Origin of the sequence: Tepidiforma bonchosmolovskayae (assembly GCF_008838325.1) — a bacterium.
In the GTDB taxonomy this organism is placed as follows: Bacteria; Chloroflexota; Dehalococcoidia; order Tepidiformales; family Tepidiformaceae; genus Tepidiforma; species Tepidiforma bonchosmolovskayae.
The window spans coordinates 146,408-160,059 of sequence record NZ_CP042829.1 but is presented as its reverse complement, the minus strand read 5'-3'; the positions used below and the strand labels follow the sequence as shown (position 1 = coordinate 160,059).

The following is a 13,652-nucleotide window of genomic DNA, read 5'->3' as shown; positions in this document are numbered from 1 at the left end:
CCATGACCCCCGAACAGTTCATCGCCGAGCGCACTGCGCTCGGCCTCTCCCAGAGCGCACTCGCGGAAGCCCTCGGCGTCGACCAGGGCACCATCAGCCGCTGGGAAGCCGGCAAGACCCGCATTCCGCCCGCCATCGAACTCGCCCTCGCCACCCTGAAGGAGAAGCTGCATCCAATGACCGCACCCCGCCGTCCCCGCGTCCTCGTCGCTGACCCCGTCGCCCCGGAAGGCATCGAACTCTTGCGCCGGGTAGCCGACGTCGACGTCCGCACCGGCCTCCAGCAGGATGCCCTGGTCGCCGCCATCCCCGCCTACGAGGCCCTGGTCGTGCGCAGCGAGACGAAGGTCACCCGGCCGGTCATCGAGGCCGCAGCGAAGCTCCAGGTCGTCGGCCGCGCGGGTGTCGGCGTCGACAACATCGACCTCGACGCGGCGACCGAGCGGGGCGTCATCGTCGTCAACGCGCCCCAGGGCAACACCATCGCCGCAGCGGAGCACACCATCGCCCTGCTCCTGGCGCTCGCCCGCCATATCCCGCAGGCCGATGCATCCATGCGGGCCGGCAAGTGGGACCGGAAGAGCTACCTCGGCACCGAAGTGCGCGGCAAGACGCTCGGGATCGTCGGCCTCGGGAAAATCGGCTCCGAGGTCGCCCGGCGTGCCGTCGCCATGGAGATGCGCGTGCTCGCGGTCGACCCCTTCGTTCCGGTTGAGCGGGCACGCTCGCTCGGCGTCGAATCGGTCGATTTCGAGCAGCTCCTGATGCTCTCCGATTTCATCTCGGTCCACCCGCCGCTCACGGCCGCCACGCAGGGCATGATTGGCGCCGCCGAGATTGCCAGGATGAAGGACGGCGTGCGAATCATCAACGTCGCCCGCGGCGGCATCATCGACGAGGCGGCCCTCGCCGAGGCGGTGCGCAGCGGCAAAGTCGCCGGCGCCGCAGTCGACGTGTTTACCGCTGAACCGCCCCCACCCGACCATCCGCTGCTCGGCGACCCGCGCATCATTACGACCCCGCATCTCGGCGCGTCAACCGCGGAAGCGCAGGAGCGCGTCGCCATCGATGTGGCTGAGCAGATTATCGACGTGCTCGAGGGCCGCCCGGCCCGCTACGCGGTCAACGCCCCGCTCCTTGCCCCGGAGACGCTGCAGGTGATCGGGCCGTATATGGGCGTCGCCGAGCAGCTGGGCATGGTCGCTACCCAGCTCGTCACCGGGAAGCTCGAAGCGATTGAGATTGAGTACTACGGCGAAATCACGGAGCACGACACGACGCCGCTTCGGGCCGCCGTTATCCGTGGCCTCCTTCGCCCAATCAGCGAAGAGAACGTCAACATCGTCAACGCCCATCTCGTCGCCGCCGGCCGCGGATGGGATATCCGCGAGACGACCCGGGCGTCCCACGAGGTGTTTCTCAACCTCGTGAGCGTGAAGGTGCGCACCAGCGAGGCAGAGGTCGCGGTCTCCGGCACCGTGGAACGTGCCCAGCCCCGCATCGTCCTCATCAACGGCCTCGACGTCGACATCGCACCGGAGCGCGGCATGTGCATCATCGTCTGCGACAACGAAGACCGGCCCGGGATGATCGGCCGCGTCGGGACTCTCCTCGGCCAGTTCGACATCAATATCCAGTCGATGCAGGTCGGCCGCCGGGCTCCCCGCGGGCGCGCGCTCATGCTCATCGCCGTCGACGAAGAGCCGACCCCGGACCAGCTCGCCCAGGTTGAAGCCATCGACGGCATCTACAACGTCCGCCTCGTGCGGCTCTAACCTGGCTGCGGGGCCGCCCCCGCCCTCGACGTGTGGGAAAGCCCCAGCAGCAGCCCGACCAGGCCGAGGTTGACCACGAGGCTCGACCCGCCGTAGCTGACGAACGGCAGCGTGATGCCCGTCGTTGGGATCAGCCGGAGGTTGCCGGCGATGATGACCGCCGCCTGGATGCCGATCAGCAGCGCGACTGCCGCAGCCAGCAGCCGGGTGTAGCTGTCGCGTGCCTCGGCAGCCACGCGGAGGCCCGCGTGCAGGAGGGCAAGGTACACGAGGGCGACGCCGGCCGCCCCGGCCATGCCCAGCTCTTCGGCCACCGCGACGTAGACATAATCGGTCGATGCTGCCGGGACCACGTCAGGCACCCCCCGGCCGAGTCCCTCGCCGAGGATGCCCCCGGCGTTGACGGCGTAGGTCGCCTGCAGTGACTGGTAGCCGGCCCCGGCAGGATCGGCGCCGGGGTCGAGCCAGGCATCGACCCGCGCCTGCACGTGTCCGAAGGCCGCATAGCCCACCATGCCCGTTGCAATGACGAGCCCCGCGCCGATGAACGCAAATACGGCCCGCCCGGTTGCAACGTAGACGAGCGCAATCGCCAGCAGGAGGAGCAGCGCAATCGAACCGAGGTCCCGCAGCAGCGCCAGTGCGAGCACGGCGCCCGCAAGCACCAGCGCCAGCGGCAGCACGTAGACGGCTCCGGGGACCGTTGCCGCGCGGACCCGCGGCAGGGGCCTGCTGAGCGCGCCGCCGGCGTCGGCCAGGTATCCCGCAAGGAACAGCACAAGGAACGCCTTGATGAATTCCGTCGTCTGGACCGACTGACCTGCGACCCGCAGCCAGAGGCGTGCCCCGTTGATGGTCTCGCCGAAGATGCCGGTCGCAACCAGCACCAGCACCGCGAGCAGGCCGCTTGTGTACGTGAGCGAGCGGAGGCGCTGCGGCATCCGTCCGGCCGCAATGCCTCCTGCGAACGCTGCGAATCCCACCGCCAGCCAGTTCGCCTGCTGGCCCGCCGAGCCCGGCGCCAGCCGGGCCACCATCACGATGCCGAGGAGCGCAAGCACCGCCACGAGCGGCAGCAGTTCAGGCCGCGCACGGGGTGCGCCGAAGCGGACGGCGGCGTGCATCGCGATCACGCAAAGCGCTGCCTGCGTTACGATGCGAACCATGCTCCCGGGCAGCTCGAACCCGGCGGCCGCAAGTGACCGCCACCCGATCCCGAGCAGCAGCAGCGGCCCGGTGAGGAGCGCGAGCTCGACCGCCCGTTCCCGGGAGAACGCCTGCTGGAGGATCACCTGACGCTCTCCGCAGCGGACATCATCGATGGACGATACCGCCTCGAGCGGTTGCTCGGAACCGGCGGCATGGCCGAAGTCTGGCTTGCGGAAGACCTCCGCCTCGGCCGCTGGGTGGCGGTCAAGGCGCTCCACGCCGCGCTGACCGAGGCGATCGACCCGGAGGCCGTGGCCGCATTCGAACGCGAGGCCCGCGTGGTCGCGCGGCTCCAGCATCCGAACATCGTCGCAGTCTACGACGCGGGCGAGTTCGCCGGGCGTCGCTACATCGTGACCGAATACGTGCACGGGTACACGCTGCGGCAGCTCATCGCCACCCAGGGCCGGCTGACCGAGCGCGAGGTCGTGCGGCTTGGCCGCCAGGTGGCATCTGCGCTTGCCTACGCCCACGAACAGGGCATCATCCACGGCGATGTCAAGCCCGAAAACATCCTCGTCAACGAGCACGGCGTGGCAAAGCTCGCCGACTTCGGCGTGGCCGAAACGCTCGGTCGCACCCTTTCGCCGGCGATGGCGAACGACATCCTCGGCACCATCGCCTACCTCGCCCCGGAGGTGATCCAGGGCGAATCTCCCTCCCCGGCGTCAGACCAGTACGCCCTTGCGCTGACGCTCTATGAGGCAGCCGCCTGCCGCCTGCCCTGGGCCGGCGCAACCCCCGCCGCCGTCGCCGGGCAGCGGCTCGCGGCTCCTGCTCCGCCCCTCCGCCGATTCGCACCCGGCGCATCCGCGGCCCTCGAAGCCGTGCTGGCCCGCGCGCTCGCGCTCGACCCCGCTGCTCGCTATCCGGGGCTCGAGGCGTTCGGCGCAGCGCTGGCGGGCGTTGCCCCGCCTGCGGCCGCTGCGCCGGTCGCAGCGCCTCCCGGCCGCCCGCCCGAGCTGCGCCGGCATACCACGGCCCGCATCCGGAGGCCAACGGGCCCGCCGCCCCGCAAGCGCAGCGGGCCCGCCTGGTACACCCTCCTCGCGGTGCTCGGCGTCGTGCTCTTTGCGATTGGCCTTGGGGTGCTCGGGGCGGCGCTGCTCACCGGCGGGGGAAACTCGCAGGCGCCGACTCCGGTGCCGACGCCCGTACCGACCAGCGTCCCCGAACCGACGGCGACCCCGACGCCGCGAACGGAGCCGACGGCAACGCCGACGCAGCAGCCCTCGCCGAGCCCCTCGCCCTCGCCGACCCGTTCGCCGAGCCCAACACGGACGCCGGCGACAGGAACCCCGGCGTCGACCGTCAGCCCGACCGCTCCCGCCGGGACCGCGACGCCTCCGGCGACCCCCTCGCCGACGCCTTGACGTTCGTCGAGAAAATCACATCTCTGCTATTAAACGCGTCTATCGTGTGCTAGGCTCGCCGGCGGAGGTGACCATGCAACTCGGACTCTTCATGATGCCAACCCATCCGCCGGAGCGCTCCCCCTACGACGGCGCCCAGTGGGACCTGCAGATGATCCGGTGGGCCGACGAGCTGGGCTACGACGAGGCCTGGATCGGCGAGCACTTCACCGCCATCTGGGAGCCCGTTCCTGCGCCGGACCTGCTCATCGCGCAGGCCCTCCTCCAGACCAGCCGCATCAAGCTGGCGCCGGGAGCGCACCTTCTCCCCTACCACCACCCGGCGGAGCTCGCCGCCCGCGTGGCCTACCTTGACCACCTCGCCCAGGGACGGTTCATGTTCGGGGTCGGGTCCAGCGGCCTGCCCTCCGACTGGCACCTCTTCAACGTGGACGGTGCGGCCGGCGAAAACCGCCGGATGACCGCCGAAGCCCTCGACATCATCCTGCGCATCTGGGCGGCGGAGGGCGAGATGCGCTACGAGGGCCAGTACTGGACCGTCCACGTGCCTCCGCCCATGGTCGATGGCCTGCTGTACCACCACTTGAAGCCGTTCCAGAAACCCCACCCGCCCATCGGCATCGCAGGGCTGAGCCCCCGCTCAGATACCCTCAGGCTGGCCGGCGAGCGCGGCTTCATCCCCATGAGCCTCAACCTCAGCCCGCACTACATCGCCACCCATTGGGAGGTCTACGAAGAAGCCGCGCGCAGGGCCGGGCGCGACCCCAATCGTGCCATCTGGCGCATCGTTCGCGAGGTGTTCGTCGCCGAGACGGATGCCGAAGCCCGGCGCTGGTGCCTCGAAGGGAACATGGGCCGGCAGGAGCGTGAATACCTGCTGCCCCTCTTCCGGGCCTTCGATTTCGCGCAATGGATGACGTCCGACCCGAACGTCGCCCCCGCCGACCTGACGCCCGAGTATTTTGTCGACCACGGCTGGCTGGTCGGCTCGGTGGAGACGGTGGCGGAAAAGCTCCTGGAGATGGACCGCCAGGTGGGCGGCTTTGGGACGCTGCTCGTCCTGGGATTCGATTATGCCAACCAGCCCGGGCCCTGGCGCCAGTCAATGGAGCTCCTCGCCCGCGAGGTCATGCCGCGCGTGAACCGGGCCCTGCAGCCCGCGCCCGCCTGATAGAGTCGGGTCCTGCCCCGTTGCCATACGGAAAAGAGGGCTCTGCCACGGAGCCCCCTTCCTGTGCTGTCAGCCTCGCGCGAACTGTCGACGCTAGACCCGGTGGCACCAGACCCAGTGCTCGCGGTCGGCCGTGCCCACGTTCCGCCAGTCGGGGCGCCGGGCGCGGCACTCGTCAATGGCGATCGGGCAGCGCGTGTGGAAGACGCAGCCGGGAGGCGGCCGCAGCGGGCTCGGCACGTCGCCGAGGAGGATGATCCGCTCGCGCTTTCGCTCGACGTCAGGGTCGGGAATCGGGACCGCCGAAAGGAGCGCCTTAGTGTAGGGGTGGAGCGGGTTCTCAAAAATCGAGTCCCGGTCCGTCAGCTCCATCATGTGGCCGAGGTACATTACCCCGACCCGGTCCGAGATGTGCCGGACCACCGAAAGGTCGTGGGCGATGAACAGATAGGTCAGCCCGAACTGGTCCTGCAGATCCTGGAGCAGGTTGATGATCTGGGCCTGGATCGAGACATCGAGCGCCGAGACCGGCTCGTCGCACACGATGAAGTCCGGCTGCACCGCAAGCGCGCGGGCGATGCCGATGCGCTGCCGCTGCCCGCCCGAGAACTCGTGCGGGAACCGGTTCGCGAAATACGGGTTCAGGCCAACCGTCTGGAGCAGCTGCTGGACCCGCTCCTTCTTCTCTTTGCCGCTCGCGAGCTTATGGATGGTCAGCGGCTCGCTGATGATGCTCCCCACGGACATGCGCGGATTCAGGCTCGCGTAGGGGTCCTGGAAGATCATCTGCATCCGCCGGCGGAAGCGGCGTAGCTCCCCGCCCTTCACCTTGGTCAGGTCGGTGCCGTCGAAAATGACCGACCCTTCCGTCGGCCGGGTCAGCTGCAGGATCGCCTTGCCGGTCGTGCTCTTGCCGCACCCCGACTCACCCACGAGGCCGAGCGTCTCGCCGCGCCGGATTTCAAACGAAATGCCGTCGACCGCGCGGACGTCGGCGACTTTGCGCTGGAAGATGATGCCCGAGGTGACCGGGAAGTAGACCTTGAGGCCTTCGACCTTGACGAGGGTATCGCCGATGGCGGCGCGACCCTGCCGTGCGGTGGAGCTAGTTTGCTGCGCCAACGGGCACCTCCCGGCGGACACGTTCTGATTCCCAGCAGGCGGCGTAGTGCTTCTCGCCTACGAGGTTGAAGGGCGGATACTCCTCGCGGCAGCGGTCCACCCGCCACGCGCAGCGCGGGTAGAACGGGCAGCCCGGCGGGAGATGGGCGAGGTCCGGCGGAAGGCCCTCGATCGGAATGAGCTTCTCCTTGCGCCGCTCATCGAGGCGCGGCACGGAGTTGAGCAGCCCGACCGTGTACGGGTGCTTCGGATTCCGGTACAGCTCCACCGCGGAGGCGGTCTCGATGACCCGGCCCGCGTACATCACATTCACCCGGTCGGCGTAGCGTGCCACCACGCCGAGGTTGTGGGTGATGATGATGACCGCCGTCCCGAACTCCCGGCTCAGCCGGTTCATGACTTCGAGGATCTGCGCCTGGATCGTCACGTCCAGCGCTGTCGTCGGCTCATCGGCGAGGAGCAGCTTGGGGTTGCAGCTCATCGCCATGGCGATCATGACGCGCTGGCGCATCCCGCCGGAGAACTGGTGCGGGTAATCGTCCAGGCGGCGTTTCGCCTCGGGGATGCCGACCATTTCCAGCAGTTCCGCGGCGCGGTCGCGAGCCGCCTGGCCGTGGAGGTTCATGTGAAGCTCGAGCGTCTCCGTCAGCTGGCGACCGATGGTGAGGACGGGGTTGAGCGAGGTCATCGGCTCCTGGAAGACCATCCCGATCTCGTTGCCGCGGACCTTCCGGATTTCGTCCTCGTCCAGCTTCAGCAGGTCGCGCCCTTTGAAGATGATCTCGCCGGAGACGATTTTGCCGGGCGGCTGCGGAATGAGCCGGAGAATCGAGAGCGCCGAAACGCTCTTCCCGCACCCGGATTCCCCGACGAGCCCGAGGGTCTCCCCCTCTTCGACCACGTACGAGGTGCCGTCGACCGCCTTGACGACGCCCTCCTGCGTGTAGAAGTACGTGCGCAGGTCTTTGACCTCGAGTAGCGGCATCCCTTCTCCTTTCGCGCCCGGCATTGCCGGCAGTGACCGGTGCTGGCCGCCCGGCTGAGCTCGAGTGGTGGGGAAGAGGAGACTCGAACTCCTACGCCTTGCGGCACATGATCCTAAGTCATGCTCGTCTGCCGATTCCGACACTTCCCCACGAAGTGCCCGGGCGGCCGCGTGGCTGCCCGGCGGTCGAACAGGGAGCTGGTGAGCCGCGGAGGACTCGAACCTCCAACCGGCTGATTAAGAGTCAGCTGCTCTGCCAGTTGAGCTAGCGGCCCCCTCAGGACGCGCGGGAGTATATCACGGGCCTTTCGCGTCGCGGCAACTCCGCGACGTACCGATACCGCTGCATTTACGTTACCTCGCCCCCGCATCCGGGTCCAGTATCACGCCCGGGCGCGCGCGGCATTCCTCTCGTTCCTTAACGCCCGCCGCCGTACGCTGAATCCGTGGACGTCGACGACGAAGGGTTGCGGCTCGCATTGCTGCCCGAGGTCGCGGGCCGGCGGCGGACCGTCTGCTGCCACTCGGCGGCCCTCTCAGGCGCCCATGCGCCCAACTCGCTCGAAGCCGTCCGCGAATGCGTCGCAGCCGGCGTTCCCCGCCTCGAGGTCGACGTCCGCTTCGCCGCCGATGACGGCCTGGTCTGTTTCCACGACGCCTCGCTCGATGCGCAAACCACCGGGGCCGGCCGCGTGTCCGACCACACCACGTTCGCACTCCGGGCGGTCACCTACCGCTCCACCGGCGAAAGCCTTGCGCTGCTCGAAGAGGTCATCGATGCGATCCGGGGCTCGTCGACTGTGCTGCAGGTCGATTTGAAGCTGAATCGCCCGATTTCGCCCTCCCGCGTGGAGCGGCTCGAACAGGCCCTCGCTCCCGTCGCGTCGCAGGTGGTCGTCGGCTCCCAGTCGCCGTGGAACCTGCGCAAGTTGTCGCGCGTCCCGGTTGCCTTTGACCCGACCCTCTTCCTGAACTACACGCCCGGCCGGCGCCAGGCGCCGTATCCGCGGCAGCGCGGCATCCACGGCTTCTGGGACGATTCACCGCTTGCCCGGAATCCCTACACCACCCCGCAGCAGTACCTCGAAGCCCGTTTCGAGGAGCTGCGTGGCCTCGTGCCGGCGGCCATCGAGTGGATGGTCGACATCGGCACGGTGTTCCGAATCGCCGACCTCGGCATTGCGCTCGGTGACGAGCTGGCCCGGTACGGCATCGAACTCGCTGCATGGACGCTGAAGGAGCGCGACCCGGTGCAGGCGACGCTCGAGCGGCTGTGGGCCGCCGGCGCGGCCACGGTTATCACCGATGTCCCGCTTGCGGTGGCGGCAGCGCTCCGGGCTTACTCCGCCCCGGTTGATGTAAACCCCGGGTAAACCGGGTTCACGGCTGCGTTACGCAATCTCTCCCGGCCCCGCCCGGCTCCAACCGTCGCGAAGGGCCGAACTTCTCTGCAGGGAGAGACTACCCGGGGGTTTGCCTGCATGAAACGACTCGCTACGTGGCTCGCTGCCTGCGCCGCTTCGCACGCCCGCGAAGAAGGGCAGGGACTGGCCGAGTACGCCCTCATCCTCGCCCTCATCGCCCTCGTGTGCGTCGCTGCCCTGGCGACGCTCGGCCAGGCCATCGCGAACTCCCCCGGGTTTACGGTGCTCCCCGGCTCCCTCTAGCCCATCCCCGCGTCAGAGCAGGACCAGTCCGCAGTTGGCCGCGGTGCCGGCGACCCAGACCGGCCCGCCGTCGAGCACATGCAGCGAATTGACATACCCCGGTGCCCCCGGGATGTACCTCCGCCACTGCACGCCGTCGAACCGGTACACCGCCGCGTAGCATCCCGAAGCCCTGGCGAGCACCTGCTCGACCGGCCCGGCTGGGAGCATCACCAGGTTCCACCCCTGCCAGATCGTGACCGACGCGCCGTCGCCCCGCGGGCCCGGCGTGGGCGTCGGTGACGGCGTGGCCGTCGGCGTCGGGGTCGGGGTCGGCGTCGAGGTGACGCTCGGCGAGGCCGGTGGCAGGGTCGCTGCTCCCGGGCACGGCTGGTTCGCGGGGTACTGCGCGATCACGATGACCCAGGCGACTCGCTTGCCATCGGTGCTGGATGCCCGGGCCGCCCCAACGCACTTGAACGGGAGCGACGACGAAGGCGTCGACGCCCAGACGCCGCTCCCCGGGTAGGTGATGTCCGCTGCCGCCTGGGCCGCGCTGATGACCAGCGGCTGGCTCGCCGCGTACGCACGGATGCCCTCGCCGCTCCCGTACGCGTAGGGCGTACCCGACGAGGTCGTGCCCGAATAGCCGCAGTCGAGGGCCCGCTGCGGCCAGGACCGTCCGAGACCATCGGTGTGGCCGCCCGGCGCGCCGTTGTCGACCTGCCACTGCGCGAACCATGCCGCGGCGGCGTTCAGGGCGCCCGAAACCTGGAGCGGCGTCGACGGCGAGACGTGCTGGTCCCGCCACGCCTGAACGAGCTGGATGAACTGCATTTCCTCGGTGTCGAGGGCGTCGTGACTGGTGCCGCAAGGTCCCGCCGCCCTGGCCGGCGCCTCGAGGGCGGCAGCGGCAGCGAGCAGGGCCGCCCCGGCAACGAGCGCAGGCAGGAACAACCATCGCATGTGCATCACCAACAGCGGGGGCGCTGGCGCCCTCACCATAACACCCGGTCGACGATGAACGTCAACCGGAACTGTCTGGCGACCAGCCGTTTGCCGGCGTACCATTGCGCAGGAACATGACGGCAACACTCACGACCTCCACGCGGCCACGGGCAAACCCTGGTGGGCGGATCGCCGTGCCGCGTCTCCCCCGGCGCCTGGTTGCCCGGCCCGCGGTCGTGGCCCGCATCCACGAAGCGATCGGGAACGGCGTGATCGCGGTTATCGCTCCCGCCGGCTTCGGCAAGTCGACTGCCGTGGCCCTCGCGCTCGAAGAAGTCGACTACGAACCGCGGTGGGTGTCGCTCGACAGCACGGCCCACGCGCCCGAGGCGCTCGCCCACCAGCTCGGCTGCGCGCTCTACCGCAACCGGCTTGCTCCCCCTCCGCCGACCGCCCTCCGGCTGAGCGACCTGCAGGCATACATCGGAGCCGCTGTCCACGACGTCTCCGCCTCGACGCCGCGCCCGCTTCTTCTCGTCATCGACAACGTGCACGAACTCGCCGACTCGCACGAGTCCCTCCAGCTCCTCGGCTGGCTGATCGAAGCGATGAGCGACGGACACGAGGTCGTGCTGGTCGGCCGCGAACTCCCGTTCCTCCCGGCCATCAACGAGCGGGTCGCGACTGGCGAGGTGACGGTCATCGATGCCTCCGTACTCGCCTTCTCGGCCGACGAGGTTCGTGCCGCCATCGAGGTGACCGGCGCCCGGTTGGACCCGGGGCAGGTCCTCGAGCAGACCGGGGGCTGGCCGGTCGGCGTCATGGCCACGCTTGCCGGCGATGCCGTCTCGGGGGTTTCCGCCGCCGATTTCCATCGGTACCTCGCCAGCGAAGTCTGGGCCCGCGTCCCCGCCGACCTCCGCCAGGTGCTCCACCGCCTGGCGCTTCAGCCCTCGATTGAGCGCTCCTTCGTCGAAATCGAGTTCGGCCTCCGCGCCTGGCGGGACCTCGTCGCATGGCTGAGCCGGCGCGATTTTCTTTGCGAACACCTCTCGCCCCGTGAGTTCCGCCTGAATCCTCTTCTGCGCCAGTTCATCGCCGAAGATTTTGCTGCGGCCGACCCTGACGGCTTCCAGGCCGCCATGGAAGAGGTGCTTGCCTCCCTCACCAGGATGGGGCGGTACGCCGAGGCAGTGGAGCTGGCCCGGAGCCAGGGCACGGAGCTGCAGCTCGCCGGGCTGCTGGCCCGCCACGGGCACCACCTGATCATTCGCGGCTCCTTCTCCCTCCTGAAGGAGGCGTTCGCGGCCCTGGGACATGCCACGCTCGAGCGGGACCCGCTTCTTCAGGCCCTCAAGGCCCGGGTCGAGGCGCACGTCGGTGACCCTGAGGAGGCCCTCCGCCTTGCGGCCCTGGTCCTGGGTGCCCCCGATGCCCGCGGGGCGGTCCGCATTCATGCGCACCTTGCCCGCCTGCGTGCTCTCCGCCTCCTCGGCCGACACGAGGAGCTGCTTGCCGAGGCCGAACACCTCCGTGCCATCGACTGGTCCGGCGATGCGGCCCTCCGCGCCGAAGTGGTCTTCCAGCGCGCCGAAATCGAGCTGAGCGTCACCCGGAACTTCCAGCGCGCTGAAGAGCTCCTCCGCCTGGCCATCGACGAGGCGGAGCGGCACCAGGTCTCGCCGCTCGACCTGCTCGCCCGTTCGACGCTCGGCCAGGCCCTCGCCATGCACGGCGACGCGCCAGCTGCCGTAACGATGCTCACCCGGGCAGCGCAGGGCTGGCGTGCTCTCGGGCGCTCGTCCAACCTTGGCTGGACCTTGAACAACCTCGGGATGGCACATCTCGACGCCGGCGACTTCCGCAGCGCCGTCGCCGTCCTCGAAGAGGCCGTGGCCGAAGGCATCGCCTGCGGCAACCGCCGGAACGTCGCCTACGCCACCGGCTCCCTCGGCGATGCCGAACTCGCCCTCGGGCACTTCCGGAAGGCTCAGGAGCATTTCGAGGAAGCCATTCGCATCTGCGCGAACGAGGCCCTCGATGAGACCCTCGCGGCCCTCGCGATCGGCGGCCTCTCCGCGGCGTACCTCGGCCAGGGCGACCTCCAGCAGGCCGACTTCTTCGCACGCCGGGCAATGCTCGTGGCGCTTGCTTCGGGCAACCCCTACGAAATCGCGTACTGCCGGCTTCGCCAGGCCGCCGTCGACCTTGCCGCCGGGAATGCCGCCTCAGCGGTCTCGCTCGCCCGTGAAGCCGCCGAGGCGTTCGAGCAGATGGATGTCGCACCGATGGCGGCTGCTGGCTGGTACCGGGTTGCCATGGCCCAGTTCCGCGCGAACCGGCGCGCCGAGGCCCAGGAGTCGCTCGCGAAGTGCGCTGAAGCGATCCGCCAGCCCTGGATGACGCAGTCCCTCATCCCCCTCGTCCGCGAGAACCCGATGTTCGCCCAGTGGGCTGCCTCCCGCCCCGCTGCGGGGCGCTGGTTCCGCGACATCCTCGAGCGCCAGAGCTTCCTCGTCAGCGGCGATGCCGCCGAACCCAATGCCGAGCCCGGCACTGGCCGGTTCCCCCGCGTGGTGGCGCGGAGCCTCGGGCGCGTGGCGGTCACGGTCGGCGGGCGGCAGGTGAGCGACGAGCAGTGGGCCAGCGTCCGCGCGAAGGAGCTCTTCTTCCTCCTCCTGGCGCACCGCGATGGCATTCGCAAGGAGCAGGCGGTTGAGATGCTCTATCCCGAGCTGCCTCGGGAGAAGTGCAACTCCGCCTTCCACTCCAACCTCTACCGGGTCCGCCGGGCCCTCTACCAGGATTGCGTCGTCAAGCAGGACGGTGCGTATCTCCTGAACCCGGAGGGCCAGTTCGAATGGGACGTCGAGAAGTTCGAGGCTGCCGTCGAGCGGGCCCACCGGGCGCAGCCCGGCAGCAAGGAGCGGGCCCTCGCCTTCCAGGAGGCGCTCGAGCTCTACGAGGGTCCGTTTGCGGAGGTGTTCGAGTCAGAATGGGCGGCCGGCGTCCGCACGCGCCTGCACGAGGCCGCGCACGCTTCCCTTGCCGCCCTCGCCGGGTACTTCGCCGCGCGGAACGATTTCGAGTCCGCCGTTCTCTGCCTCGAACGCATCCTCCGCAACGATCGCTTCAACGAGGAGGCCGCCTACGAACTCGCCCGCTACCGGAGCCGCGCGGGGCAGGCGGTTCAGGCGCTGCACTTCATCGACCAGTACGCCGAGCTGTACGAGCAGGAGCTGGGCGAGCCCCTGCCCGAGCGCTTCTTCGAACTGCGCGCGGCCATCGCAGCCGGCGTAGCGGTGTAATCCGGGGCCGGTCGCGTAGCTCGCGAGAATTTCGCGATAACCGGGTGCTTACCTTCGGGCCCGACAACACGGTCCTGGAGGAACCCGCTCGTGACTCGCCGCCTCGTTTCGCTCG

At 69.3% G+C, this 13,652-nt stretch carries 10 protein-coding genes and 2 tRNA genes; 6 read left to right on the top strand and 6 right to left on the bottom strand.

The annotated features are described in order from the left end of the window. Window positions 1–2 precede the first annotated feature (2 nt). Window positions 3–1,775, top strand: coding sequence for a phosphoglycerate dehydrogenase (gene serA / locus Tbon_RS00805; RefSeq protein WP_192498033.1), 1,773 nt, complete (start codon window positions 3–5; stop codon window positions 1,773–1,775). On the opposite strand, the gene Tbon_RS00800 is transcribed toward serA, so the two are convergent. Further along, window positions 1,772–3,067, bottom strand: a complete 1,296-nt coding sequence (locus tag Tbon_RS00800; RefSeq protein ID WP_158065846.1) for an FtsW/RodA/SpoVE family cell cycle protein — start codon at window positions 3,065–3,067, stop codon at window positions 1,772–1,774. The two genes, serA and Tbon_RS00800, sit on opposite strands and share 4 nt — an antisense overlap. Between Tbon_RS00800 and Tbon_RS00795 the strand changes: the two genes are divergently transcribed. Both Tbon_RS00795 and Tbon_RS00790 read left to right on the top strand, forming a co-directional pair. Next, the gene (locus Tbon_RS00795) at window positions 3,053–4,357 is read left to right on the top strand and encodes a serine/threonine-protein kinase (protein WP_318655379.1); all 1,305 of its coding nucleotides are present in this window, start codon (window positions 3,053–3,055) and stop codon (window positions 4,355–4,357) included. The two genes, Tbon_RS00800 and Tbon_RS00795, sit on opposite strands and share 15 nt — an antisense overlap. A gap of 73 nt (window positions 4,358–4,430) precedes the next feature. Then, window positions 4,431–5,528: an LLM class flavin-dependent oxidoreductase gene (locus Tbon_RS00790; RefSeq protein WP_158065844.1), complete on the top strand. Its 1,098-nt coding sequence runs from the start codon at window positions 4,431–4,433 to the stop codon at window positions 5,526–5,528. Between the two features lie 93 nt (window positions 5,529–5,621). On the opposite strand, the gene Tbon_RS00785 is transcribed toward Tbon_RS00790, so the two are convergent. From Tbon_RS00785 to Tbon_RS00770, 4 genes are all read right to left on the bottom strand, one after another. Then, the gene (locus Tbon_RS00785; protein WP_225734655.1) at window positions 5,622–6,650 is read right to left on the bottom strand and encodes an ABC transporter ATP-binding protein; all 1,029 of its coding nucleotides are present in this window, start codon (window positions 6,648–6,650) and stop codon (window positions 5,622–5,624) included. After that, window positions 6,634–7,635 (bottom strand): ABC transporter ATP-binding protein, encoded by a 1,002-nt coding sequence (locus Tbon_RS00780; RefSeq protein WP_098504842.1) that lies wholly within the window; start codon window positions 7,633–7,635, stop codon window positions 6,634–6,636. The genes Tbon_RS00785 and Tbon_RS00780 overlap by 17 nt, the downstream gene beginning before the upstream one ends. Before the next feature lie 65 nt (window positions 7,636–7,700). Next, window positions 7,701–7,785 (bottom strand) — tRNA-Leu (locus Tbon_RS00775). 49 nt (window positions 7,786–7,834) lie between these two features. Further along, window positions 7,835–7,910: transfer RNA gene (locus tag Tbon_RS00770), tRNA-Lys, on the bottom strand. A gap of 171 nt (window positions 7,911–8,081) precedes the next feature. Here Tbon_RS00770 and Tbon_RS00765 point away from each other — a divergent pair. Together Tbon_RS00765 and Tbon_RS00760 are read left to right on the top strand one after the other, a co-directional pair. After that, window positions 8,082–9,008, top strand: coding sequence for a glycerophosphodiester phosphodiesterase (locus tag Tbon_RS00765; RefSeq protein ID WP_158065843.1), 927 nt, complete (start codon window positions 8,082–8,084; stop codon window positions 9,006–9,008). Window positions 9,009–9,116: 108 nt separating this feature from the next. Next, a complete protein-coding gene (locus tag Tbon_RS00760; protein WP_158065842.1) occupies window positions 9,117–9,302 on the top strand; it encodes a Flp family type IVb pilin in 186 nt (61 codons plus the stop codon). A 12-nt stretch (window positions 9,303–9,314) separates the two neighbouring features. Here Tbon_RS00760 and Tbon_RS13650 read toward each other — a convergent pair whose 3' ends face one another. Next, on the bottom strand, window positions 9,315–10,247 hold the full coding sequence (locus tag Tbon_RS13650; RefSeq protein WP_192498032.1) for a hypothetical protein: 933 nt from the start codon (window positions 10,245–10,247) through the stop codon (window positions 9,315–9,317). Between the two features lie 116 nt (window positions 10,248–10,363). Here Tbon_RS13650 and Tbon_RS00750 point away from each other — a divergent pair, with 116 nt between their 5' ends. Further along, window positions 10,364–13,537: a tetratricopeptide repeat protein gene (locus Tbon_RS00750; protein ID WP_158065841.1), complete on the top strand. Its 3,174-nt coding sequence runs from the start codon at window positions 10,364–10,366 to the stop codon at window positions 13,535–13,537. Window positions 13,538–13,652 lie beyond the last annotated feature (115 nt).

What these genes read in the sequence shown, in the direction of transcription:
- Tbon_RS00780 (WP_098504842.1), bottom strand. Translation starts at nt 7,635, where the DNA reads ATGCCGCTACTCGAGGTCAAAGACCTGCGCACGTACTTCTACACGCAG.
- Tbon_RS00790 (WP_158065844.1), top strand. Translation starts at nt 4,431, where the DNA reads ATGCAACTCGGACTCTTCATGATGCCAACCCATCCGCCGGAGCGCTCC.
- Tbon_RS13650 (WP_192498032.1), bottom strand. Translation starts at nt 10,247, where the DNA reads ATGCGATGGTTGTTCCTGCCTGCGCTCGTTGCCGGGGCGGCCCTGCTC.
- Tbon_RS00750 (WP_158065841.1), top strand. Translation starts at nt 10,364, where the DNA reads ATGACGGCAACACTCACGACCTCCACGCGGCCACGGGCAAACCCTGGT.
- serA (WP_192498033.1), top strand. Translation starts at nt 3, where the DNA reads ATGACCCCCGAACAGTTCATCGCCGAGCGCACTGCGCTCGGCCTCTCC.
- Tbon_RS00760 (WP_158065842.1), top strand. Translation starts at nt 9,117, where the DNA reads ATGAAACGACTCGCTACGTGGCTCGCTGCCTGCGCCGCTTCGCACGCC.